Origin of the sequence: Flammeovirga sp. MY04, assembly GCF_001682195.2 — a bacterium.
GTDB lineage: Bacteria > Bacteroidota > Bacteroidia > Cytophagales > Flammeovirgaceae > Flammeovirga > Flammeovirga yaeyamensis.
In genome coordinates this window covers 3224243-3249146 of sequence record NZ_CP003560.2, presented here as the reverse complement: position 1 = coordinate 3249146, position 24904 = coordinate 3224243, and the positions used below count along the sequence as shown (strand labels likewise).

18 protein-coding genes are annotated in these 24904 nt (G+C 32.6%); 8 read left to right on the top strand and 10 right to left on the bottom strand.

What is annotated here, in order from left to right; genetic code table 11:
* The first annotated feature begins 4 nt into the window (after positions 1-4).
* Positions 5-2029: a hypothetical protein gene (locus MY04_RS13055; protein WP_066210194.1), complete on the top strand. Its 2025-nt coding sequence runs from the start codon at positions 5-7 to the stop codon at positions 2027-2029.
* 4 nt (positions 2030-2033) lie between these two features.
* Entirely contained in the window at positions 2034-4187 is a 2154-nt protein-coding gene (locus tag MY04_RS13050) for a hypothetical protein (RefSeq protein ID WP_066210193.1), read from the top strand.
* 74 nt (positions 4188-4261) lie between these two features.
* On the opposite strand, the gene MY04_RS13045 is transcribed toward MY04_RS13050, so the two are convergent.
* Positions 4262-6226, bottom strand: coding sequence for an OmpA family protein (locus MY04_RS13045; protein ID WP_084005872.1), 1965 nt, complete (start codon positions 6224-6226; stop codon positions 4262-4264).
* Positions 6227-6557: 331 nt separating this feature from the next.
* Between MY04_RS13045 and MY04_RS13040 the strand changes: the two genes are divergently transcribed.
* Positions 6558-7937, top strand: coding sequence for a T9SS type A sorting domain-containing protein (locus tag MY04_RS13040; protein ID WP_066210192.1), 1380 nt, complete (start codon positions 6558-6560; stop codon positions 7935-7937).
* An 85-nt stretch (positions 7938-8022) separates the two neighbouring features.
* Here the strand turns inward: MY04_RS13040 and dapF are convergent, their stop codons facing one another.
* Positions 8023-8802 carry a diaminopimelate epimerase gene (gene dapF, locus MY04_RS13035; protein WP_066210191.1) on the bottom strand — a complete coding sequence of 260 codons (780 nt, stop codon included), beginning with the start codon at positions 8800-8802 and terminating at the stop codon, positions 8023-8025.
* A gap of 202 nt (positions 8803-9004) precedes the next feature.
* Between dapF and trpA the strand changes: the two genes are divergently transcribed.
* Positions 9005-9781 carry a tryptophan synthase subunit alpha gene (gene trpA, locus MY04_RS13030; protein ID WP_066210190.1) on the top strand — a complete coding sequence of 259 codons (777 nt, stop codon included), beginning with the start codon at positions 9005-9007 and terminating at the stop codon, positions 9779-9781.
* Positions 9782-9894: 113 nt separating this feature from the next.
* Here the strand turns inward: trpA and MY04_RS13025 are convergent, their stop codons facing one another.
* From MY04_RS13025 to MY04_RS13010, 4 genes are all read right to left on the bottom strand, one after another.
* Positions 9895-10287, bottom strand: coding sequence for a hypothetical protein (locus MY04_RS13025; protein ID WP_066210189.1), 393 nt, complete (start codon positions 10285-10287; stop codon positions 9895-9897).
* A 759-nt stretch (positions 10288-11046) separates the two neighbouring features.
* The gene (locus tag MY04_RS13020) at positions 11047-11439 is read right to left on the bottom strand and encodes a hypothetical protein (protein ID WP_066210188.1); all 393 of its coding nucleotides are present in this window, start codon (positions 11437-11439) and stop codon (positions 11047-11049) included.
* An 851-nt stretch (positions 11440-12290) separates the two neighbouring features.
* Positions 12291-12680 (bottom strand): hypothetical protein, encoded by a 390-nt coding sequence (locus tag MY04_RS13015; RefSeq protein ID WP_066210187.1) that lies wholly within the window; start codon positions 12678-12680, stop codon positions 12291-12293.
* A 430-nt stretch (positions 12681-13110) separates the two neighbouring features.
* Positions 13111-14415 carry a dihydrolipoamide acetyltransferase family protein gene (locus MY04_RS13010; RefSeq protein ID WP_066210186.1) on the bottom strand — a complete coding sequence of 435 codons (1305 nt, stop codon included), beginning with the start codon at positions 14413-14415 and terminating at the stop codon, positions 13111-13113.
* A gap of 305 nt (positions 14416-14720) precedes the next feature.
* Here MY04_RS13010 and MY04_RS13005 point away from each other — a divergent pair, with 305 nt between their 5' ends.
* Positions 14721-15401, top strand: coding sequence for a YjjG family noncanonical pyrimidine nucleotidase (locus MY04_RS13005; RefSeq protein ID WP_066210185.1), 681 nt, complete (start codon positions 14721-14723; stop codon positions 15399-15401).
* A 180-nt stretch (positions 15402-15581) separates the two neighbouring features.
* A complete protein-coding gene (locus MY04_RS13000; RefSeq protein WP_158297695.1) occupies positions 15582-15734 on the top strand; it encodes a hypothetical protein in 153 nt (50 codons plus the stop codon).
* On the opposite strand, the gene MY04_RS12995 is transcribed toward MY04_RS13000, so the two are convergent.
* Positions 15731-16960 carry an aspartate aminotransferase family protein gene (locus MY04_RS12995; RefSeq protein WP_066210184.1) on the bottom strand — a complete coding sequence of 410 codons (1230 nt, stop codon included), beginning with the start codon at positions 16958-16960 and terminating at the stop codon, positions 15731-15733. The two genes, MY04_RS13000 and MY04_RS12995, sit on opposite strands and share 4 nt — an antisense overlap.
* A gap of 205 nt (positions 16961-17165) precedes the next feature.
* Positions 17166-17528 carry a hypothetical protein gene (locus MY04_RS12990; protein WP_066210183.1) on the bottom strand — a complete coding sequence of 121 codons (363 nt, stop codon included), beginning with the start codon at positions 17526-17528 and terminating at the stop codon, positions 17166-17168.
* A 260-nt stretch (positions 17529-17788) separates the two neighbouring features.
* On the opposite strand from MY04_RS12990, the gene MY04_RS12985 reads away from it, so the two are divergent.
* Positions 17789-17947 (top strand): hypothetical protein, encoded by a 159-nt coding sequence (locus tag MY04_RS12985; RefSeq protein ID WP_158297694.1) that lies wholly within the window; start codon positions 17789-17791, stop codon positions 17945-17947.
* Positions 17948-18321: 374 nt separating this feature from the next.
* Here MY04_RS12985 and MY04_RS12980 read toward each other — a convergent pair whose 3' ends face one another.
* Positions 18322-18777 (bottom strand): T9SS type A sorting domain-containing protein, encoded by a 456-nt coding sequence (locus MY04_RS12980; protein ID WP_084005871.1) that lies wholly within the window; start codon positions 18775-18777, stop codon positions 18322-18324.
* Positions 18778-18789: 12 nt separating this feature from the next.
* The gene (locus MY04_RS12975) at positions 18790-23052 is read right to left on the bottom strand and encodes a di-heme oxidoredictase family protein (protein WP_158297693.1); all 4263 of its coding nucleotides are present in this window, start codon (positions 23050-23052) and stop codon (positions 18790-18792) included.
* 452 nt (positions 23053-23504) lie between these two features.
* On the opposite strand from MY04_RS12975, the gene MY04_RS12970 reads away from it, so the two are divergent.
* Complete coding sequence (locus tag MY04_RS12970; protein ID WP_066210180.1) at positions 23505-24857, top strand: alpha-L-fucosidase; 1353 nt, start codon at positions 23505-23507, stop codon at positions 24855-24857.
* The last annotated feature ends 47 nt before the right edge of the window (positions 24858-24904 follow it).

Here is a 24904-nt window from a genome sequence, read left to right as displayed (position 1 = left end):
AACTATGAAATTTTTACTTCAAATATTGTTACTGTTAATTGTATCATTTTGTTTTGCTCAAAAATCATCTCCTACCAAAACCAAATTCGGAAAGATATCCGATAAAGAGTGGAATCTTACAATTTATGATAAAGATCCTAATGCTGATAAAGTAATACTTCATGATGTTGGAGTTGTAAATTTTAGAGTATTTAGTGGATATGGAGTAGTAGAATTAAAAAGAAACAAAAGGATAAAGTATTTGAAAGAATCAAGTTTATCTGATAATATATTTCAATTTTTATTACCGAAATCTATACAAGATGATGGCTTACATTTAAAAGCTAATGTATTTAGTAAGGTGGGCAAGAAAGAAATAAAAAATGATGTTGAAATAAAGGAACTACAATCAAATAGTCATTATCAATTAATAGAAGTTTCAATACCCTCTGTAAAGGTGGGAGATATTGTTGATATAGAATATAAATCTTATAGTGATAGTTATGCTTACCCAATTACTCCTTGGTATTTTCAAAATGACGTTCCTACATTATTAAGTGAGTTAACTTTTAATCATGATGAAAGAGATGATTATACCTACTATCAAAATTATCAATACCCTCTTGAATTAGTATATGAAGGAAGGGTGGAAAGAAAGGAAATGGTTCAGGCTAGAAGGAGTAATAATAATATGAACAAAAACTTTGGAGGAACAAATTATAGAGCCACTGCAACTGTTCAAACTTCAAAATGGTTATTAACAAAAACTTGGCGTTTAACTGATATACCAGCCTTTAAAGAGGAAGATTTTGTTCTTAATGATAACTTTAAAAAGCCCTACATCTTCTTTGATTTAGTATCTATTTCAAATATGCCCCTTACTGCTACTTCAGGTGCACAAGTCGCTTACGTTTCTAATGGTACAATTAATAAATATCACTCGTATTCTGATTCTTGGAATGCAGTAAGTTCTAGGTTGAAAAATGATATACCATTAGGAGGAAACTTATTTTCAAATATTACTGATGATCTGAAAAAGAAAAGTATTACTAATGTAGAAAAAGCAAGTACACTTTATGCAGAAGTACAAAAGCACTATAATTGGAATGGGGGACAAGCAACGAGTATTTCAGAGGAATATATAAAGAAAGGTTATAAAACGGGTGTCTCTAATGTAGCTGGTATTAATATCTCGTTGTATAAAGCTCTAAAAGATATGGGATTTGATGTGAACCTTATGTACACGAGTATGAAAGGCAATGGTGTTTTAGTAAAGCCAACTTACTTTCTTTTAGACTATGTTATTGTTAATTTAAACTTAGAAGGGAAATCTTATTATTTAGATGCAACACAAAAAACATATGGTTTAAAAACTATACCTATTAATCTTTTAAACAAGTATTTCTTAGTCGTTTCAAAAAATGATGGATTAAATAATAAAGTATTCAGATTAGAATCAAAGGAATATTATTATGTTAGAAATGTTTTGGAGTTTACGGTAGATGATGAATTGAATGCTCAAGGAAACCAAACTATTTCATTTAAAGGGTATGCCAACTTAAAGGATGATGAAAGTGTTGACTTCGTGAAGTTGTCGCAGAAAGGAAAAAACTCTTTAATAGAAAAATCAAATGATAAGGTGAATTATGATGTAGAAATCGACAATTTTATTCTTAAAGATTCATTAGGTTATTATCTTGATTTAGGGCAAATAAATTACACTCTAAAACCAGTTTTCAAGAAAAATGAACAAAGGAAATATGAAGTTGAATTTCAAACAAGACAAAGTTACAAAGACATAATTCAAATTACTCTTCCAAAGGAATACTCTATAGAAAATACTAAAGCACCAATTAAAATTAATTTAAAAAATAATGGAGGAACTTTTTCATATTCAATTTCTCAGATGGGAAATGTGATTACTATCATGATGAATTGTAAATTTAATCAATATGTTTACCTATTAAGTGATTATAAAAATTTAACTATGTTTTCTTCTGAAATTCAGAAACTCGCAAATAATAAACTACGATTAAAAACTTTGATGTAGAGTAATGATGAATAATATTCTTCTCAAGAAAATATTACTTACGCTCTTAGTGAAATTACTTATAGTATTCATTATTCATGCTCAAGATCAAGATAAACCTACAAAAGTTAAGTTCGGGAAAATTTCAGATAAAGAATGGAGTATTAACAGTGATGATATAGATGCTGATAAAGTAATACTTCATGACATAGGAGTAGTACAAAAGAAAAAAGTAAAATCATCTACTTTCATTTATAGCTTAAAAAGAAACGTTCGTGTTAAATTTTTAAAAGAAAAAAGCTTAAGTGATAACACTTTGTACCTCTACTTATCAAAGTCAAAAAAAGATTCTGATTTACCTTATAGGGCAAATATATACAGGAAATATAAAGGAAAGGTAAGTGTTGAAAAAGCAGATAGTATAGTCGTTTTTGCTAACCAAAACTATTCAATTGTGAAGGTTACCTTTAAAAATTTAAAGGTTGGTGACATTATCGATTATGAATTCATAAATTATTTTGACCTTTATTGTAATGGTATTGATACTTGGTTTTTTCAAAATACAGCTCCAACATTACTTAGTGAAATTTCATTTGTTGGATACGATAATTTCTTCAATTGTGTATATCAAAACCCTAGTCTTCCAGAAGTCAAGCCTTTTGATAGTTTTATAGACATGTCTGAATATGGTAGTTATGGATTTGATTTAAAAAATGACTTTAATGGAGGAACGGATTTTATGTCTGCAGTTCCTCAAAGTGTTTATCTAAAAGAAGTGAAAACTTGGAGAAAAGTAAATGTACCTTCATTAGAGGAAAAAGAAGAAGTGTTGGCTTTAGGAGATTTAAACTCTTATTTTCTTGTTTTCGATATTAAAGTAAGAAAAAATTATATATACAAATCTCCACAATCAGATATATTAGAAATTGATGATGAATTTTTAGTGAATCTTTCTAAGATGAAAAAATTGACGCATCAATTACCTTCTAACTTAAAAAAATATGTAGATAATTTTGAAGTAAAACATTTGTATTACGGTAGAAAGGTGAAAGGATTTACTAAATCTGGATCTTCTAAAATGTTTTTTTCATGGGAGGAAGTAACATACCTGTTACAGAAAGATACACTTGTTCTAAGTAAAACTCTTGAAGATATTATCTTAAGTAAAACGTCAAGAAATGTATCAACATATATAAAAGCTGAGAATATATACTCGTTTTTTCAAGATCACTATAAGTGGAATGGAAGTTATTCTAAAGAAACCAATGCTGCTTTGATAGATAAAGGGTTTGAAACGGGTATTTCTAATGTAGCAGGAATTAATATAACACTTTATCATGCTTTAAAGACATTAGGTCTAGATGCATATCTTTTATACACTAGTTTTGAACTTCAAGGTCATTTAACATATCCAACTTTCAATTTATTAGATTATGTAATTGTTATGGTGGTTATAGATGATAAACTATATTATTTAGATGCAACACAAAAAGATTACGGACTATCTCAAGTTCCTTTTCATCTATTAGATAAAACATTTGTTGTAAGCACCGAAAAAAATAATTTAAATGCAAAGGTTATCAAATTAGATTCTGAGGGTATATTTTATATTAAGAACCTTGTACAGCTAAAGATATCTCCAACATTGAATAATGCTATTGGAGAACAAGGAATAATTTATAAAGGTTATGCAGTAGATAATGTTACATTTAAAAATGATTTTATTCATAAATCATTGAAAGGAAAAAAAATAATTATTGATAGTACTAAGGATAAAGATAATTATCGAATAGAATATGATTCGTTGATTATAAATGAAAATGAAAAATATTTTATCGATTTAAGTCGTTTAATATTTTCGCCGAAACAAATAATCGAACTAGATAATACCGACCAATTAATTGATTTAAAATATAAACGCTATTATAAAGATATAATTCAATTTGAGTTACCCTATGGATATAAAGTGGATAATATTCCCAAAGAAGTGACTAAAGATATATTAGGTAAATGGGAGTTGTCTTTCGTGTTGTATCAAACAAAAAATATTGTAACCATTATGCTTATGTACGATTTGAATAAATCAAAGTATAATAATTCAGAATTAAAAAATTTAGTGATGATAAATGATAAGATTACTGATTACCAAAATATGAAAATTGAAATACAGAAATTATAATAATTTATTTCTATGCAAAAAAAGCCGGCTACTTCCACAAGTAACCGGCTTTTTTGATGTACATCGTTGCTTTATTATAATTCGTCTAACAATGTAATAGTTGTTCGACGGTTAATTTGGTGTTCCTCTTCTGTTTCTGCGTTAAACACAACAGGTAGTAACTCTCCATAACCTTTAGCTTCGAGTCTGTCTCTTTCTATTCCTCTACTGATAATATAATTTACTGCAGATTCAGCTCTTTTTTGAGATAGTTTCAAGTTATATTTTTCAGAACCACGATCATCGGTATGGGATCCTAATTCTATACTAATATTCTTATGTTGTTGTAATAGGGTCACTAATTTATCTAACTCTCTTGCAGCGTCAGCACGAATACGATAATCGTCAAAATCGTAAAGGATATTATTTAATGTAATTTCTCCCTCTTCAATTAATTCGTCGTAATAATCTTTGGTTAATTCTACTTCAGATTCAAGAGTGTAATCCACAATTTTTTCTGGACGATCTTTAAGATCTTCTTGGTCTACTTCTTTGTCAGCAGTAGTATAATAGACCGAATCCATAAAGTATTTATCTTTAGTGGCAATTAGAATATAATCATCACCCATTTTTAATTGGGTCTCGAATGTATATCTACCTACTTGATCAGAAACAACTTCTTCCAAAACTTCTCCCTCAGTATTTTTTAAAGTGACATTTACCTTACCTAAGGCGATTTCAGTAGTGTCTTTAATGACAAATGAGTTACCTGACAAGAAATAATTTACAGGTTTAAGAATAGGTGTTTTGTCGGAGAAGAAATAAATGTGATCTTTTGATGTTCCTTTTTCTTCGTGTCTATTTGATGTGAAAGCACCAAATCTTTTCTCTAAGAATACCAAACCGAAATCATCTCCAGAAGAGTTAAATGGTCGCCCCATGTTTTTGATATTGATTCGGTTATTTTTACGTGTGGCCTCAAAGATATCTAAACCTCCTAATCCAGGGTGACCATCAGATGCAAAGTACATCTTACCATTGGCTGCAATAAACGGAAACATGTCGTTACCTCTTGAGTTAATCTTAGGTCCCATATTTCTAGGTTTTCCCCAAGTTCCGTTTACGTTTCTTTTGGATCTGTAGATGTCGATACCACCATAACCACCTTTTCGGTTTGAGGCAAAATAAAGCGTTTTGCCATTGGCTGATAAGGCAGGGCAAGCATCCCAAGATTGAGGATTTGAAATAGGTAATAAAGTTGGTAAAGACCATTCTCCATTTTCAAATCGACTCTCATATAAATCGACTTCCTTAAAGTTTTCTTTGTGATGCCCCGTGTTACTTCGAGCAAATATCATATAAGTGCCATCACGATTGAAGGTAGCAGAAGCTTCATGGAGGTCAGGGTGATTGATCAAGCTATCGAAATAGGAAACGGTTCCATTACAACTATCAGCTCGATCAAAAGTATATTTATATAAATTAGAATATCCTTCTCCAGTACCGTGATAGACTTTTTTAGTATCTCTTGTTGATGTAAAAACCAATTCGTCTTTGTAAAACATTGGCGAGTAATCATCCTGATCACTGTTTAACTTTTCACACATTGTGATTTCAATAAACGGATCTGGATTTTTGGCTAAGCTATCTACAATATTGATATGTTTGATTTCATCTTTTGCTCTTCTCAGTAACTGACGGTTAGTCCCCTCTTTGGCATATCTTTCAAAAAGTGTTTTTGACTTTTTGTAATTGCCTTGAAGTTCCAATCCATAAGCATAGTAAAAATACATATCCATATTTTCGTAGCCAGCATCTTTTGCCAACTTGTAATATGGGAGAGCATCAGTTAGTCTGTTGGATAAACGATACGATTCTGCTACTCTATAATAATATTCTGCTTGTGTTTTTTTATCACTTGTAGATTTGGCCAATGATTCATACTTGTGTATGGCTAATTCATACTCCCCTTGGTCAAAATGGGTTTCTGCCACTTTCTTAGGAGAAGAACAACTATAAATCAAAAAGATAATAGGTATTATGTTGAGGAGACGCTTCATGTTATTGCGTTTCTTGGTTTGCAGGGTTAGTACTATTTTAATATGGAACGAAGATATCAATCCATAGTATAGAAGTTAAAAGAATGTTGTGTGATCTGCAAATATTGATCGAATAAATATCAAATGTAGAATAGATATTTTATAACAGACCGTAGTTTTTGTTCTTAAAAATTAAATTTATTTAAAGGTATAAATAGAATATCATTGAATAATATCAATAAATAATTGTAGAATTTGAGTTTAAACTTAACGACTGTTAAATAGGGTAGGGGGACAAAAATGATAGTAGTATTAGTATTGTACACAACGAATATTAAACAAATATACTAGTATGAAAAATTTTAAATTGCTGTCAATCCTTATATTTCAATTCATCTTTCTGAATTCATCTTTTGCTAATATTATTACTGTTGAGGGAGGAACTTATTCAAGTGTAGTTGTTCAAACCAACGATACCTTAGTAGTAAACGGTAATTTAATGATTGATCCAATTTATGGAGCAGCATTAATTTCTTCAGGGAATAGTCAATCATCCAATTTAAATATTAATGTAAAAGGAGGAGGAGTTTTATTAATTAAAGGGGATTTAAATATTAATGATAAAAGCTCAACTCATTTTATTAATAATGGAGGTATTGTTGTTCAGAAAGTATTGAATTATAACTCAAAAACCAATTCTTCTACTTTTATTAATAATGGATCTTTTGTAGTTGCTGAAACTGTAAATATGTATGGAAAAAAACCATCTTCTAATAACGGTAACAATAAGCGACCAAATTTGATTTTCACGAATAATGGTGAGTTAATAGTAGGAAGGGATTTAAATTTATATGGATTAATCGCTTTTAATGAACCAGGGAGAGTAACAGGAAGAGCTGTAACTATGGTCATTGGTAAATTTAATGTTTTAGGAAGATCAAATTTTAATAATCATGGTGCTTGGTCTACATTAAATACAAATCAAGGCCATGGTAATGGGCATGGAAATAGTCGATATGTTCACCCAATAGGTCAATTTTACATTCAGGGAGGTATAAATAGCGAAGGGATTCGATTTTTAGGTAATAACAAACTGACATCAAATGTAAAAGACTTACTTAATCCAAATGGTATTCAACAACTATCAGGAAGTACTAATTTACCGTTAGAAATGATTTCATTCACCACAACAGTAAGTCAAGATAAAGTGATCATCAAATGGGAAACAGCCACAGAAGAAAATGTTGACCACTTTGAATTAAGAAGATCTTATGACGGTAAGCATTATGAATTAGTGGTGGATGATATTCAAGCGGTTGGTAATTCAAATACGAAACAAGAATATGAGTTTATAGATACTCGTGCACATCAAGGTCATATTACTTATAGATTAAAAGAAGTTGATTTTGATGGAAAAGGAGAATCATGGAAAAGTAAAGTAGAGTTTAAATCATCTGATAAATTAAGCGATGAAGAATCTATATCTATTTATCCAGTTCCTGCAGATCAAAAAGTAAATGTGATTATGCCAGCATCAAAAGTAAAATCTGTAGATTTTAATCTAATCTTTATTGGAACTGGTCAGATGATTCCATTAAAGGATAATACAAATAAAGAAGGTGATCACCATGTATTGAATGTTCAAGACGTTCATAATGGTCAGTATATATTAAATGTGATCAAAAATGGTCATATCATTAAAAGAGAACATGTGATTATTCATCACAGTTAGGCAGCTATTGAGTTTAGTTTATTTAATTACAAAAGGCTTAATCACAAAGTGATTAAGCCTTATTCATATGTTTATTTTTATTGAATTAAATTTCAATTTCTGCTTTAAATACTGGAGTGGCAGGGCCTGTAAGAATAATATCAGTATATTTTTTCTCAGCGACTTTTTTAAAGCCAACAGCTAAGTCTCCACCCAGCACTTTAATCTGAATAGGACTTTTCATACCATGTTCAATATTAGCAGCAATAGCACAAGCCGTAACGCCAGTACCACAAGCATATGTTTCGTCTTCGACCCCTCTTTCGTAGGTTCTAACGCTCAATGATTGTGATCCAGTGACCTGTGCAAAGTTTACATTCGTTCCCTCTTTTGCAAAGCGTTCGTTATAGCGAATAGCTTTTCCTTCAGTAACGCAATCAAAGTTATCTAAATCCTTTTCAAAACGTACATAGTGAGGAGAACCCGTATCCATAAAATAATGATCGGCATTGATCTCGATTTCACCTGGAGGATTCATTTTAAGATGAACCAATTGTTGTTCATCCAAAGTAGCCTCGTGAGCACCATCAGCAGCCCAGAAAGAAGTGGTAGTGTCGAATAGACCTAATGTATGTGCAAATCGAACAGCACAGCGACCGCCGTTACCACACATCGTACCTACATGCCCATCTGCATTAAAGTACACCATTTCAAAATCGTATCCTTCTTTCAAGCGGATAAGAATAAGTCCATCTCCACCTACACCAAAACGTCTGTGACAAAGAAATGCCACCTTTTCATGATCGTTAATATCAAAAGTAGCATCACGATCGTCGATCATGATAAAATCGTTTCCTGCACCCTGATATTTCCAAAAATGTATCATTATTTCTCTCCTTCTTTAAAATTTAGGTCACAAAAGTATTCTATTTCTGATTATTCCAAAAATTAACTCAGAAAGTAAACAAAAATAACACTGCTTGTTATAAATCCATATAAATTAAAAAAGAGATCTTTAGTTTTTCCCATTTTGTATCAAATTTTCATCAGATCTGTGTATTTTCGCCAAATAACAAACAGAAAAAGAGATGCATAGAATAGATGAACTATTCCAACGTAAAAAGGAAGATGTGTTAAACATTTACTTTACGGCTGGATATCCTAAATTAGATGATACAAGAACTGTTTTAAAAGCATTGCAAGATGGTGGAGTAGATTTGATCGAAATCGGTATTCCATTTTCAGATCCTGTTGCCGATGGCCCTACGATCCAAGAAAGTAATATGCAAGCTTTAGATAATGGGATGACTATGCAAAAGCTATTCGCCCAATTAGAAGGATTTAGAGAGGAAGTTGATGTACCAGTTGTAGTAATGGGTTATTTCAATCCGATTATGCAATATGGCTTAGAAAAGTTCTGTAAAGATGCTCAAAGAGTAGGTATTGATGGAATTATTGTTCCTGATTTACCAATGATCGAGTATTTAAGCAACCTTAAAGAAATGTTTGATGCGCATGGTATCAGAAATACTTTCTTGATTTCACCACAAACAACTGATGATAGAATTGTAGAAATAGACCAAAATACAGAAGGTTTTATTTATATGGTGTCTTCTGCAAGTGTTACAGGTGCAAAAACAGGTATTTCAGAAGAGCAAATCGATTACTTCAAACGTATTGAAGGTATGAACCTGAAAAACCCAAGATTAATAGGTTTTGGTATTTCAGATCATGCTTCATTTAAGCAGGCTTCATCTTATGCTAACGGAGCAATTATTGGTTCTGCATTCGTGAAGTTAATTGGTCAGTCAAAAGATTTAAATAAAGATATTCAAGGTTTTGTAAAGTCCATCAAAGGAGAATAACCAAAGAGTAGAATATAAAAATAAAGCCCATCAAGTTTGATGGGCACAAAAAAAACTAGTTCAATGAAGAACTAGTTTTTTTATTTATAGATGTTCCAATTTTTGATATCTAATTATCTTAATCTCAAAACTTTCTTTTGAAGTTTTGTGATGTCACGGCCTTCGTTTACACCTGCTAAGATAGCTTGGTTGTAAGTAGCGATAGCCATTTCTTTAGCTCCGTTTAACTTAAGGTAATCACCTTTTACTTCTAAGTTCTCTGAGTTAGAGTTGATCTCGATTGATTTCTCGATCCAGATATAAGCCTCGCTTAAGTTTGCTTTTAGTTCGATGCATCTTTCTGCAGCGTCAGCGTATACTTTCCAATCCGTAGCAGAAGCATTTTCTACTGATGCACGAAGTTGGTTAATTTCATTGTCATCGTTTTCATTTCCTTTTGCGAAAGAAGTGTTTACAGCAATGAATGTTACTAAAGCGAATACTAGAAGTTGTTTTAAAGCTTTCATGATTGATATATGTTTTTTGTTATCTTAATTCTTTTGATTGATTACATAAACAGTATTGCTATAAACTTGCCAAGAATATATAAGTGTCTAATAATCAATTATTTGCGTGGATAATTTTACTGTTTTATTGATTTTAAGTGTAAAAATGACCTGATTTTTTTAGCATTTTTGGACACATTGTTCAAAAACGATCACTTTTTGATGTTAATTCAGAATAATATTTTGTTTTTGAGTTTTGATTAACTTGATTTTAAAATAAATTAGATGTTTATTAACTTTTATTTAAAATTATATTCTGTGATTTAAATTTATTGAAGTTGTGTTTTTTGTACGTTTAATATTTATCACAATCATCTATTATTATATTTTCAATAACCCACATTGTTATTTGATAAATTTCGAAAAATAAGGAAAATAAAAAATATTTTTTGAGGATGTCTTAAAAATAGATGCTGTTAAGCTATTCTGTGTTCAGAAGTGTTCGTTTTTGAAAAAAAGGTAAAATAATAGGGTGTACGGTTGTACGAAATGATATGCAGGAGGATTAGTTCTTAAATAGGAATGGTGATCAAACCAGAAGTAAGAACATCTATATATATTATAAAAGAAGAGTATTAAATCTAAACCTAATTAATGCTACTACAAGATGGCATAAAATAACACTCAATTAAATGTTATACATATATATAAAGTATAGACATAAAAAAACAGGTTCATTACTGAACCTGTTCTTCATAGGAGTTACTATATATATATCGATTATCTCAATCTTAATACTTTCTTTTGAAGCTTAGTGATATCACGACCTTCATTCATACCTGCTAAGATAGCTTGGTTGTAAGTAGCGATAGCCATTTTCTTAGCTCCATTTAGTCTAAGGTAGTCACCCTTAACTTCTAAGTTCTCAGAGTTAGAGTTGATCTCGATAGATTTCTCAATCCAGATATAGGCTTCACTTAAATTAGCTTTCAATTCGATGCATCTTTCAGCAGCCTCAGCATACACTTTCCAATCTGTAGCAGAAGCATTTTCTACTGATGCACGAAGTTGATTAATTTCGTTGTCATCTCTTTCATTTCCTTTTGCAAAAGAAGTGTTTACTGCAAGGAATGTTACTAAAGCAAATACTAGAAGTTGTTTTAAAGCTTTCATGATTGATATATGTTTTTTGTTGTCTTAATTCTTTTGATTGAATACATGAACAGTATTGCTATAAACTTGCCAAAAGTAAATAAAATACTGATAGTCAGTTGTTTGTGATGTATTTTTGAAGGTTTTGCCGATTTTAAGTGTAAAAATGACCTACTTTTTTTAGCATTTTTGGACACATTGTTCAAAAGCGATCACATTTCAATGTAAAATCAGAATATTATTCTGTTTTTATTGATTTATTGATCTTTATTTAAAATAAAATACATGTTTATTAACTTCTGTTAGTATATTTATTCTGTGTTAAGTTGTGGGTAGAATCGTGTTTATTGTACGTTTATTATTGATTGATATTTAGTTTTGTGAAAATTGTAAAATTTAAGCTAATAAATTATTGATATTGTAAAAATGAATAAAATAAAAAATAATTTATTGATGATGTCTTAATTAATATAGGTGTAATAGTTTTTGTGTGCGTTTGTGTTCGGTTTTGAAAAACGTCTAAAAATTGAATCAAATTATCCTTATATTCCTAATATATAATTTTGAAATAACTGTTTAAAAGTGAATAGTTTTTTTGGTAAACGGTGGCATCATTTCATTAGAAGAACTTATAAAGCTAAAATAAGAAAGTAAATTCCTGGTGATCACAATTCCTCTTTTGTGATTAAATAATAGAAATACTGATTATGAAACTCTCATCCTCTTTTCTTTTTATAATATTCCAGGTAATACTCCTTTATTTATATTATTAATGATTAAAAGAATGTCTATGTAAAAGACCGGACATAAAAAAAGCTACCCCAAATGGAGTAGCTTTAAAATAGATAATGGATTATTGTATATCTTTTATGTTATCTCATTACAGACAACATTTTTTTCTGTGCTTTTTCTACATCATAACCTTTTTCAGATAGACCTTTTAATATTGCAGTTCTATAAGCTTCTACTGCCATTTCGTTTGCACCATTGGCAACAAGGTAATCTGCTTTTAATTCTAGGTTAGATGCGTTTGGCTCAATTTCGATTGCTCTTTCAATCCAAATATAGGCCTCACTTAAATTCGAACGTAATTCAATACATCTTTCAGCTGCATTTGCATATACTTGCCAGTCGTTTGCTGATGCATTTTCAACTGACTCACGTAGTTTTGTTATTTCATTATCAACATTATCAGCGAATGATGTTCCGAAAGTAAATAATGATATAATTAAAAGGGCAATGATATTTTTTAAGCTTTTCATGATGGTATATGTTTTTGTAGTTCGATTTTAATTCCAATACACTATGTGAAATACTAATCTGATGCCATAGTTAGTTAACTATCTATAAATCAGTCTTTAGTGGTGGTTTTGTAATGAAAATACATCATATAAATATCAAATAATTGATCGAATAATACACACAATGTTCATATCCGTACAAAAAAACACAGAAGCCAAAGAAAATTTTATATAAATGTGAATAAACGAAACATCAATTTGATAAAATGGTGATATGAGCTTTAATTGAAATAATCTTTTGCATTGTTATTAATAGAAAAGTTCAATAATTAACATTTTTTCGTGTATTCTGATTTTTTACTCTATAAAAAAAGGTGTCCTAAAAAGAACACCTTCTCTATTTTATCATTTACCATTCGATATAATGAAATCGAATAGTGATTATTCTGATTTATACTGTTAGGTTGACATCCCAGTTTTCAAGAATATCAGCTACTTTTCTAACAAACATACCACCAAGGGCTCCGTCTACCACTCTGTGATCATAAGAATGAGAGAAGTAAGCAAATTGTCTAATACCAATTAAATCGCCTTGTGGAGTCTCGATAACAGCTGGTTTTTTACGAATAGTACCCACAGCCATAATTGCCACTTGAGGTTGCATTATAATAGGAGTACCAATTGTATTTCCGAAAGAACCAATGTTAGATACTGTATATGTACCTCCAGATAATTCCTCTGGCTTTAATTTATTTTCTCTAGCACGTACAGATAAATCCTGAATAGCAATTGCTAAACCTGATAAACTTAATCTATCTGCATTTCTAATTACAGGTACAATTAAGTTTCCGTTAGGTAAAGCTACAGCCATACCTATATTAATATCTTTCTTCACTACGATTTTAGAACCATCTACTTGAACGTTAATCATAGGGAATTCTTTAATTGCTTTTGCAATTGCAGAGATAATAATCGGCATGAAAGTTAAGTTTGCACCTTCTTTCTTTTTAAACGCTGCTTTTTGTTGATTCCTCCATACCACAACATTTGTAAGATCTGCTTCCACACAAGAAGTAACGTGTGGTGCAATTTGCTTAGATGCGACCATACGGTCAGCAATCATTTTTCTTACTCTGTCCATTTCAATCACCTCGTCACCGTTATCCATAGAAACGGCAGGAGCAACTGCTTTAGCTACTGGAGCAGGTGTTGGTGTAGCAGGTCTTGTTGGTGCAACTGTAGCCGATGAAGTATTTCCATTTTTAAGGAAATTCATCATATCGTCTTTTGTTACTCTTCCATCTTTTCCAGTACCAGGAATAGAGTCTAAAACGTCTTGAGAGATGCCTTCAGTATTAGCAATGCTTCTTACTAAAGGAGAATAGAATCGATCTCCGCTTTTGGCAACAATTTCTTGTGATGTGTTTTCTGATACTGCTTCATTAGTTGCAGTAGTGTTGTTAGTTGGTTGTGTTTCAACTTTAGGTGCTTCTTCTGCGTCTGCATCATCTGCTCCTTCTGTTTCAACAATAGCAATTGGAGCACCGATTTGTACCACATCATCTTTCTGAACAAGAATCTTTTTGATTACTCCTTCAATAGTTGCAGGTACTTCTGTGTCCACTTTGTCTGTGGCTACTTCTACTACAGACTCGTCAAGAGTAATGCTATCGCCTTCCTCTTTAAGCCATTCCAAAACGGTAGCTTCCATAACCCCTTCTCCCATTGCTGGAAGAATCATTTCAACTTGTGCCATATATATAATTTATTATGTCTTTTCTAGTTTAGTACATGTAGTTTATAAAGAGGTTTATCAAAAAATAAAAATCACACTGACATGTATTCTGCTAAATTTTGTGCAAAGGTAATAAAACTGTTAGAGAAAAATTCGTGTATTTTTTACATTTATGATGATAAATGACATATTTCACTGTTTTGTTTTGTTAATAATTCCAAGATCCCTGTTTTTGAAGACCGATTATTTAATTTCGTATGGTGATTACAAAACTTACACTCATTTAAGACTTTTGTATCCTTTATATAAAAATTTCCTTAACAAGAATGCAAAACATACAACATCTATTTTTTGATCTTGACCATACTTTATGGGATTTTGAAAAAAATTCTGAAGAGACACTGAGACAATTGTTTATCAAATATAATATTGGCAATGGTAGAGTGCTTGTAGAAGATTTTCTATTGGCTTATAAAAAGGTCAATAATGAATTATGGCATCTCTATAATGTCAATAAAGTAACTAAAGAAGACATCAGATTAAAGAGATTTCCCTCAGCCTATTCAATTGTAGGTTTATCTCCTTCAGATTGTCCCGAAGGAATAGGAGATGAGTACCTCGAAATATGTCCACATAAACCACATTTAATAGAAGGATCAATAGAACTGCTAGAATATTTAAAAGGTAAGTATCGTATGCATATCTTATCCAACGGGTTTGATAAAACCCAGGCAATTAAACTACAAACTACGGGTTTAGATAAATATTTTGATGTGATAGTAACATCAGAATCATGTGGTTATAAAAAACCATCCAAGGAAATATTCGAGTTTGCTTTAAAACAAGCTGGGGCTAGTATCGAACATTCTATAATGATAGGTGATAATCCTTTAACGGATATACAAGGAGCAAAAGACTATGGGTTGAAGACTATCTATTATGGTAAGGATGAATCTATTGGAGATTATAATGTCCAAAATCTTTTTGATATAAAACAAATACTCTAAATTAGTTTGTGATTAAACATTTTAAGTGTGTAGTGTTGGTAGGCTAACTTGTTGATTAGGTGTTGTTTTCTTTTTAAAATTAAATTGTTCAAAATTTAATTTTAAAAAGTTGTTTTAAGTGTTATATGTACTATATTTGTATTTGTAAATATTATCAAATACCCATACTTAATCAACACAATGACAGCAAATTTAAAAGCAAACGTAGATAGAGAACTTGCATTCAAAAGAATCAGTCAAAACGATCAGAAAAGTAGGAAGTGGAAAAAAGCTTCTGATTGGCTAAGAGAACAAATGATTGATTGGGAAATAAAACACGGAGAAAGTGTTTAAGACTCCATTCTCTTCTTACGGTTTACAACACAAGCATCAATAGCATTTAGAATCACTTTACAAGCTTCTCTAATTTCATTATCAGATATAATTAAAGGTGGAGCGATTCTAAATGCATATGGAGTCGAAAGGAACCAATAGGTAATCACACCGTTCTCAATACAGGTAGTGACTACATCGTTAACGAGTTCGAAACTTTCCATATCGATAGCGAACATCAATCCCTTTCTTCTTATTTCTTTAATTTCTGGATGTCCGGATAAAAGGTCTTCGAAAAGCTGACCCTTTCTTTCTACGTCTTCTATTATTTTATCTTCTTTGAGTGTGTTGATCACTGCATTTGAAGCAGCACAACAAACTGGGTGTCCACCAAAAGTAGTGATATGGCCTAAAATAGGATCATGAGAAAGAACTTTCATTTTTTCCTGAGAAGAAACAAAACATCCCATAGCCATGCCTCCTGCCATACCTTTGGCAATAGTTAAAATATCGGGGACAACATCAAAATGTTCGAAGGCAAAGAATTTACCTGTTCTACCAAAACCTGTCTGTATTTCATCAAAAATAAGTTGAGCACCAACTTCTGTACATCGTGCTCTAAGGGCTTTCATATAGTCAATAGAAGGTATTCTAACTCCTGCATCACCTTGAATAGGTTCAACAATTACTCCTGCTGTTTTTTCGGTAATGTACTGTAGATCTTCCATTTTATTGAAATCAATAAAACGAACATCAGGAAGTAGGGGACGGAAAGCGTTCTTTTTCACTTCGTTCCCAGACACACTTAAAGAACCGTGCGTATTACCATGATAGGAACGGTTGAAACTAACCAATTCAGTTCTTCCTGTATATCTTTTAGCCAACTTTAAAGCGGCTTCGTTAGCTTCCGTTCCAGAATTAACAAAGTAAGTAGCATTTAAAGTATCCGGTAAAACCGATAATAAACTTTTGGTTAAATCGATTTGTGGTTTTTGGACCATCTCTCCATAGACCATCACAAATAAATATTTGTCCACTTGATCTTTAATGGCTTTTGTAATTTTTGGATGCCCGTGTCCTAAGTTATTCACAGCAATACCAGAAATTAAGTCCATATACGACTTGCCGTTTACATCATACATGTACACACCTTTTGCATGATCAATCTCTATTCCTAATGGATATGGAGAAGTCTGTGCTTGATGTTGATAAAAAATATCTTTATTTGATTTATTCGAGATATCCATGTTGATAAGTTTTAATACAAGTGTAAAACCGGACAAATTATTCACAAATTTAATCAACTATCAACATATAAATAGCTATTTGATGTTAGTAAGTATAAATAACTAGGGATAATAGTTTTTAAGGAATGAAGAATAAATAAAAAAGTCTGTATCCATCATTAAAAATTGTGGATACAGACTTTATTAGAGTGATTTTAAAAAGAAATTATTTCTTTTTCATTTCTTCTTTCACTTTTTTATTGAAAGCAGCATACTCTTTTTTCGACACTCCCATTGCTTCTGCAAATTTTGGAGCATACGATTTGTTAAGTGCTTTTTGCTTTTCTTTGAAATCTTCTACTGCTAATTCTCCAGATTTTTTTTGTTTAGCCAATTTAGAAGCTTCTTTTTGATGAGCTAGTTTCAACTCGAAAACTTTATTTTTTGCCTCATCGTTTAGGTTGAATTCAGTTTGTGCTAGTTCAGCATATTTAGTGGCTTTTGCTGCTTGCTTTCCACCTTTTTTTTCTTGAGCAAATGCTGTCAAAGAAAACATTACAGCAAATAATACTACTAAGTACTTTTTCATTTCAATTTTAATTTTTAAGTGTCACAAAATTATTATTAGTCAATTTAGGTCGAAAGATATTGAATTTAGTTAGATTTTCGTTCGTCTTATGTGTAAAATCGTTCTAAAAGTAAAATAACATTGTAACAACTGATTGATCTTTAGGGGGATTTGGTCTTTTTTAGGAATAACTCGATCCTTTTTAGGAAATCGAAAGGGAAAATAACAGCGTTTATGTAGTTGTAGATTCAATTAAACAAAACAATTTTAATTCTAATATTATGAAAAAGTTATTATTCTCAGCTATATTCGGTATGATGTTTTTTGCTTCATGTTCTTCATCAGAGGAGCCACAGCCAGAGGCAGGAATTCCTTCGAATCCAATAGAAGTAGAGCCTTCAAATCCAATTGAAATTACGCCTGAGCCGCATAATAATTAATCAAGATTTGAAGTTAAAAATATTGAAAGGTGACCTTTACGAGGGTTACCTTTTTTTTTGTTCGTTGTGTATTATGTTACTAATTAATGGTACTTATCAAATAAATTAATTTACTTTAATGTTATTAAGTAAATTATTTGTAAATAAGTAAAAACTTTTAACCAAATTTGTAATAGAAAAAATCATAAAGGGCTTTTATCATATTAAAATGATTAAAGTAACCTTCGTCTATCGAAAGATGGACACCAATTAAAAATGAGACTAAAGAGCTTGGATAATTCCAGGCTTTTTTTGTTTAAATATATCAGGTTATCTGATATAGAAAAAGGGTATCCATTTTACTGGATACCCTTTTTGTTTAGAGCAAAAGAGAGTTAATAATCTACGACCATTCTTTTTGATATAGATTTTCCATTGACATCGGTAAACACCAGAATGTAAATACCTGTTGGTAAATTCATTTCTTTACCATATTGGAGTTTATTTACTTCTTGAATATCAAATTGACTTATCAAAGACCCAAGTGGATTGAAGACTTTAATTTGACCAATTAATTTTTGATCAGAAGTGATTGTAAATACTCCACTTGCACTTGGATTTGGATAAATATTCAAATTCAAATCCTTTATCTCATTTTCTAAATCAATAAATCTAGCCGATGATGAATTACAAGCTTCGTTGGCCGCTGTTTGATTTTCAAAACATTGATCGCAGCCCATTACAGGACGACATGGAGGGCATTTTATCTCTATGGAAGCTACACTTTGAGCATACATAAAATTGATACTCAGAAGAGTGAAGCAAATACTTATATATATTATTTTTTTCATTTGATTCTTGATTTATAGTGACTTAATAAATTTGATCACATTGGCTCTATCAGCATCTGATAAATTATTATAGGCAGCTCTAACATCTGAGGCTTCTCCTCCATGCAATTGTATTGCTTCTTCTAAAGAAGTTGCAGCACCATCGTGCATAAATAAGGTAGCTTTTCCATTACGTTCAAGCAGATCGATGTTTCTACCCATTCCCCAAAGTGCAGGTGTTCTAAAATTGCCGTTATACACATTGTGTATTTTCATATCTGTATAAGGTCGGATCACTAAATCACGGAATTCTTTTGGAGCATCGGTTCTAGTCGTCTGAGTGACCTGATGACAAGAAGCACAACCTACTGTATTGAAAGAAATTTCTCCTTCTTCAACTCCAGGAACATTGTATGAATTCGCTGAACGTGTAGGTACCGTTAAGAATTTGGTGTAAGCTACAATCTGATCAAAATCTTCTTTAGAAATATCTGTATCAGGGTTGATACCATGGTCCTCTATTAAAGCATTTCTTGCCTGATCTTCGACGGTTGCCACTCCACCATCCCAGCGTAAACCTGCTTCAGCTACAGCAATCCATTGTAATAAACCGATACCAAATACTGGAGGCGCCACTCTTGGACCTCGAGGTGTGTTGGTAATTTCAGCTCCTCTACCATCTCTAAAGTGACAACTACCACAAGAAGTAGATCCGATTTTCGCCTCATCTAAATCCACTTGGAATTGATTGTAACCACCTGCTTCACTTCTGTGTATAACGCCATGGAATAGGTGGTGTCCTTCTAAGAAATCGTCTACATCATCTTCGCTCTCTAAAGTGATGAGATGTTGAGTAAATATGGCATCACGCTCTAAATTATAATTCCTCTCATTATAGCCGGCAGTAGCTAAACTTGGAAGAATCATTAAAGTAGATGCTTTACCGGCTGAAGCTAATCTTGGGTCGCCTAAAGTATTGAAACCATCTCCTATAAAGTAATTTTGAAGGGTATTATAGGTTTGTGCACCAGATCCACCAGCCACAGCAGTAATTTCATAGTTCACCATATTACCATAATTATACCCAGGACCTAAGTCAGCATAAGTAGTACCTGATACTCCTCCCACAGTTGTGGCATATCTTGGAGCTGGAGAATCTCCAATATCTAAAATGTCAATTCTAACAGGGGTAACTGGAGCACCTGTATGCGGATGGAAAGTTCCATTCGCGGAAGTCAGTTGAGGGTCGATTCTCAGATTACCTGGACCATCTGTGATGATCGTTTCATAACGGTCTAAATATCTTAATTGATCAGCGTTATGTACAGCATCAAAAATAGCTTCAGTGATGCCATCATAAGCATGTGGGTGACGGAATCTCATCCAATTGGCTCCCACAGATGCAATTGTTGGTCGTGTATTCGGATCGATTCTAGGACCTGCAGTTGTAAACAAAGAAGAATACATGTATTGATCACCTGGATCGTCTGTCATATACCCTTTTTTCTTATATCTGAAGAAGTAATAGAAGGTACCTGCAGATTGACATTTAGTTGGTACCTGATTGGTCTCATTCAATTTGATGCCTTCAAATTCTACTTGGTTACAAGAACAGAAAAATTCAAAATCTGGGTTGCCATCTGATTGTATTCCGATGGTTTGTCCATATTCCACAGATATTGTTGATAAGTCTGTGGATAAATCAAATGTATAGCCATGAGTTCCAGGTGCTACCCCTTCGATTGGAGTTGGCAAAGCAGGAGTAGGGTATAAAACTAGAGGAATTTCACCACAAGCATCCACTTCACATGGAGCACAAGGACCGCCACAATCTACTCTTTCTTCCCCTTGGTTTAGAATTCCATCACTACATGTAGGAATAGGACCTCCTTCTAAAATAGATACATATCCCAAATCAATTGGACATTCTCCGCCATTTCCCCAACGGACAAATATATGATAACTACCAGCAGCTAGGTCTGTAATGGTAATCCACTTTAACGCATCACTTTCGCTATAAGGATAAGAAAGGCCACCATCAATAGAGAATTCTAAAATATCTCTACCCTGTACATCATCGAATGATAAAGTCAGTATACCATCATTTTCACATTCAAAACTTTCGTCTTGTTTAGCTACAGTAGCATTAGGGTTAGGTGTACCATTACAAACAACATCACAAGAAACACAATCGGGACCACCGCAATCCACACCTGTTTCTTCACCATTCTGAATTCCGTCTTCGCAAGTAGGACAGTCATTACAACTACTGCCACCACAATCAACCCCAGTTTCATCACCATTTTGTATGCCATCATTACAAGTAGGTACAAAATAACATTGTGAAACCTGTGCTACTTTTTCTTGTTCGTTACTTCCTTGAACTTTGATTGTATAATCTGTATTAGCAGAAATCTGAACAAATCGTTTATAATATCCGTCTTCTTGAACATCAGGAGGGTAACAACCGCCATTTACGCATAGATAAATAGCCGTACCAGCCTCTTCACTGAAATAAAGAACACCTTGTCCATCAATTATCGTTAAACCAAATTCGCTACAAGATCCGCCACCACTAACTGGCGGTTGCTGACAAGGAGTACAAGAACCACCGCAGTCAATTCCAGATTCATCACCATTTTGAATACCGTCTGAACAAGTATCTGTGATTATTTCTTTGACTAACCACCAAACATTACCCGCTGCTTCTCCATTAGTCTCATTTTCATTGTTATCTCCAGCATAATAATATAGGGGTTTACCATCAAAAGTAAGTTGAAGTTGACCATCACATGTTCCACTTAGACCAAATTCACCAGTTACTCCAGATGGAAGTGAAGACGGTAAAATTAGATGTGATTTGGCGTCAGTAATTAATGGAGGCCAATTGTCTGCACAACCACCTGAACAGCTGCCAAATTCATTGATATCATTATCCCAAGTGTAAAGTGCCAAAGCAGGTTGATTACCATATTTTGCAATCAAATATTCTCCATGAGTAGGAGAGTAGGCAACAGAAACAAACAAATCTTCAAATGTAGGTACAGGAGGTGTTTCACATTCAAGACAAACTCCTCCACAATCAATTCCTAACTCATTTCCATCTTGAATTCCATTAGTACAAGACCCTATAGTTACTGTACCTAAATAAGTGGAACAATCTCCATTACCCCATTTTACACCAGCAGTATAGCTTCCTGCCATTTTATTATTGAAAGTAACGCCCCCTTCATTTATACCAGCAACAATTGAATCTCCATCAAAGAAAAATAGAATAGAATCGTAGTCGTTATTTACATTATTAAAATTAAACGTGACCGATCCGTCCAATGCTCCATCTGATGTTTCATTTACTGTGGTGACATTTGTAAATACATTTTGAGGATTATTTAATCCTGTACAAGGTTCAGGAGGTGTGGCTTCACCAATAAAATTGATATAATCGATGTTTAAAGCAGCATCACCTGTCTGAAAGATGACAGAGAAAGTATCTCCTTCTTCAATATTGATATTTGCACTTGTACTTTGATAAGTACCTACCCAAGATCCGGTAGAACTAAAAGTGACATTACCTGCATCAATTCCATTTCGGAAAATAGAAATTTCCCCACTCAATTCAGATGCATAAATAATTTCTATTGATGAAGATGATGGAGTATTTTGAATGGTAAATCCAGCACCTTGAGCAGAAATGTAAGCAATTCCTTTTCCATTTGATGCTGAGGGATCATCATAAATAGAAGCACTACCTAGAATAGAAGCAAGTTCAGATTCTACTTTACGATCTGCTATAGGTGGAGGAGTGATTGCACACGGGGTACAAGACCCGCCGCAATCGACACCTGTTTCATCACCATTTTGAATGCCATCATCGCATGTAGGTGTCGGAGGAGGAGTACTTCCTTTTTCTACAGCAGTAACACTATAAATATCAGAAATGTACTGTCCTGATGCATTGTCTTGGATTTTCAATTGAATATCGTAAACATTACCGACTTGAATTCCCGAGGCATTTCTTTCCCATCGGTTACCGACTTTTGTACCAGATTGACAATCGCTGCCAAGGCAGATATAATTCCATCCACCGGACCAATTCTGATCATTAAAATAAATGGTAGCAGATCCATTGTCTACTTCAATACCATAATTTTGTGCTTGGGTAAGGCCACTTGATATGAATATAAATAAAGCAGCAAAAAAGAGAGGTCGTTTAAATTGACCTGAACGATTCCGTTTTCTGAAACCATTCTTTGCAGTTGGACTAGTCCTGCAAAACTTGGTAATTAATTCCTTCATTTTAGTTGTAGTTAAAAGTAACAATTCATTTAAGTCCAAAATTTATTTTTTGAGTGAGTTGGATACTAATAATGGTGTACTACAAATATTCAGTTAACCGATACGTTTTTTCTACTTTAAACCTTTTAATCAGTGATTTATAACGTCAGTGATAAGTGTAATGATGAATGAAAAGTAATTTTAAATTGATGTAGTAGTTGATCGCTTATTTATGGATAAAAAGACTCTAATAAGAGAGAAAAAGGTGTTTGTTTATCACAATAGAAGTAGTTTTTTAATGATATGATCTCTTAGATTTTTGATCTATTTGATTGTATAAGCCATTTAAACCGGTTGTTTGATTACGTTTTATATTTAATACTATTGACAATTTTTATGATTAAAAATGTTTACTAATTCTATTCTTTTCAAGTTCTTTGATGCGACTATTATCAATTAAATGAAAAGTATAAATGAAAAAATTACTGCTAACACTAATTGTATCAACTATTACTGCATTCACTGTTTTTGGACAACAATCTTACGATGAAAGAATGCAATGGTTTAAAGACGCTAAATTGGGTGTGTTTATCCATTGGGGATACTATGGTGTAAATGGAATTAGTGAGTCTTGGTCGATGTATCATCAAAAGATCACATGGGAAGACTACATGAAACAAGGGGAAAAATTTACTGCTGAAAACTACGATCCAGAAGCTTGGGCTCAGCTTTTTAAGAGCATTGGTGCTGATTATGTCGTTATGACATCAAAACATCATGATGGCCTTGCACTTTGGGACTCTAAGTATTCTAAATTGGATGCTAAAGATCACGCTGCTGCTGGTAGAGATTTATATACTCCTTTTGTAAACGCTGTTAGAAATAACGGAATGAAAGTCGGTGTGTATTACTCGTTATGCGATTGGTCACATCCGGATTATTCTCCAATTACTTTCCCAAGGAATGAGAAAACTTTGAGAAAGTTATATCCTCAAGAAAAAACAGAGAAGTATTGGACAGCTTGGCAACGTTTCCAACATTTTAATATGAATCAAATGCAAGAGTTGTTTGATAACTACACTCCAGATTTAGTTTGGTTTGATGGTGATTGGGAACACAAAGCGGATGAATGGCCATCAAGAGTAGTGAAAGATTCATTATTATCTTGGAATCCAAATGTTATTGTGAACTCCCGTCTAAATCATTATGGAGATTATAACACTCCAGAACAAGATCCTCCAATTATGGCTCCGGACCGTCCTTGGGAGTTGTGTATGACAATGAATACAAGTTGGGGATATTTCCCAACAGATACGGATTACAAATCGTCTAAATATATTGTAGAAACATTTGTAGAAAGTATCTCGAAAGGAGGTAACTTATTATTAAACATTGGACCAAAACCTGACGGTACAATTGCCGATGAGCAAAAGGAACGTTTGGAAGACATTGGTCGATGGATTAAAAAACACGATGAAGCAGTACATGGAACCATCGCAGGCTTGCCTTACGGTCACTTCTTTGGTCCAACCACTTTATCTGAGAATAAAAACATCATATACTTGTACAATTTCCAAAAGCCTAGTGAGTTCATGACATTGAAAGGTGTGAAGAACAAAATCAAAAACATTAGAGTAGTAGGAAGCAACCAAGAGTTAAAATATAATGTGATTGACTCAGCTCCTTGGAATGAAATTCCAGGTATTGTTCAGATTTTTACTCCAGAAGATATTGCAGACGAATACGTGACTGTAATTGCTGTGGAGATAGAAGGTGAAGTAGAATTATACAGAGGAATTGGTCATGCTGTTGAGATGAATGACTAAAGTAAATTGATACAGATGAAAGAAAGAGTGGGGGAAACTTCACTCTT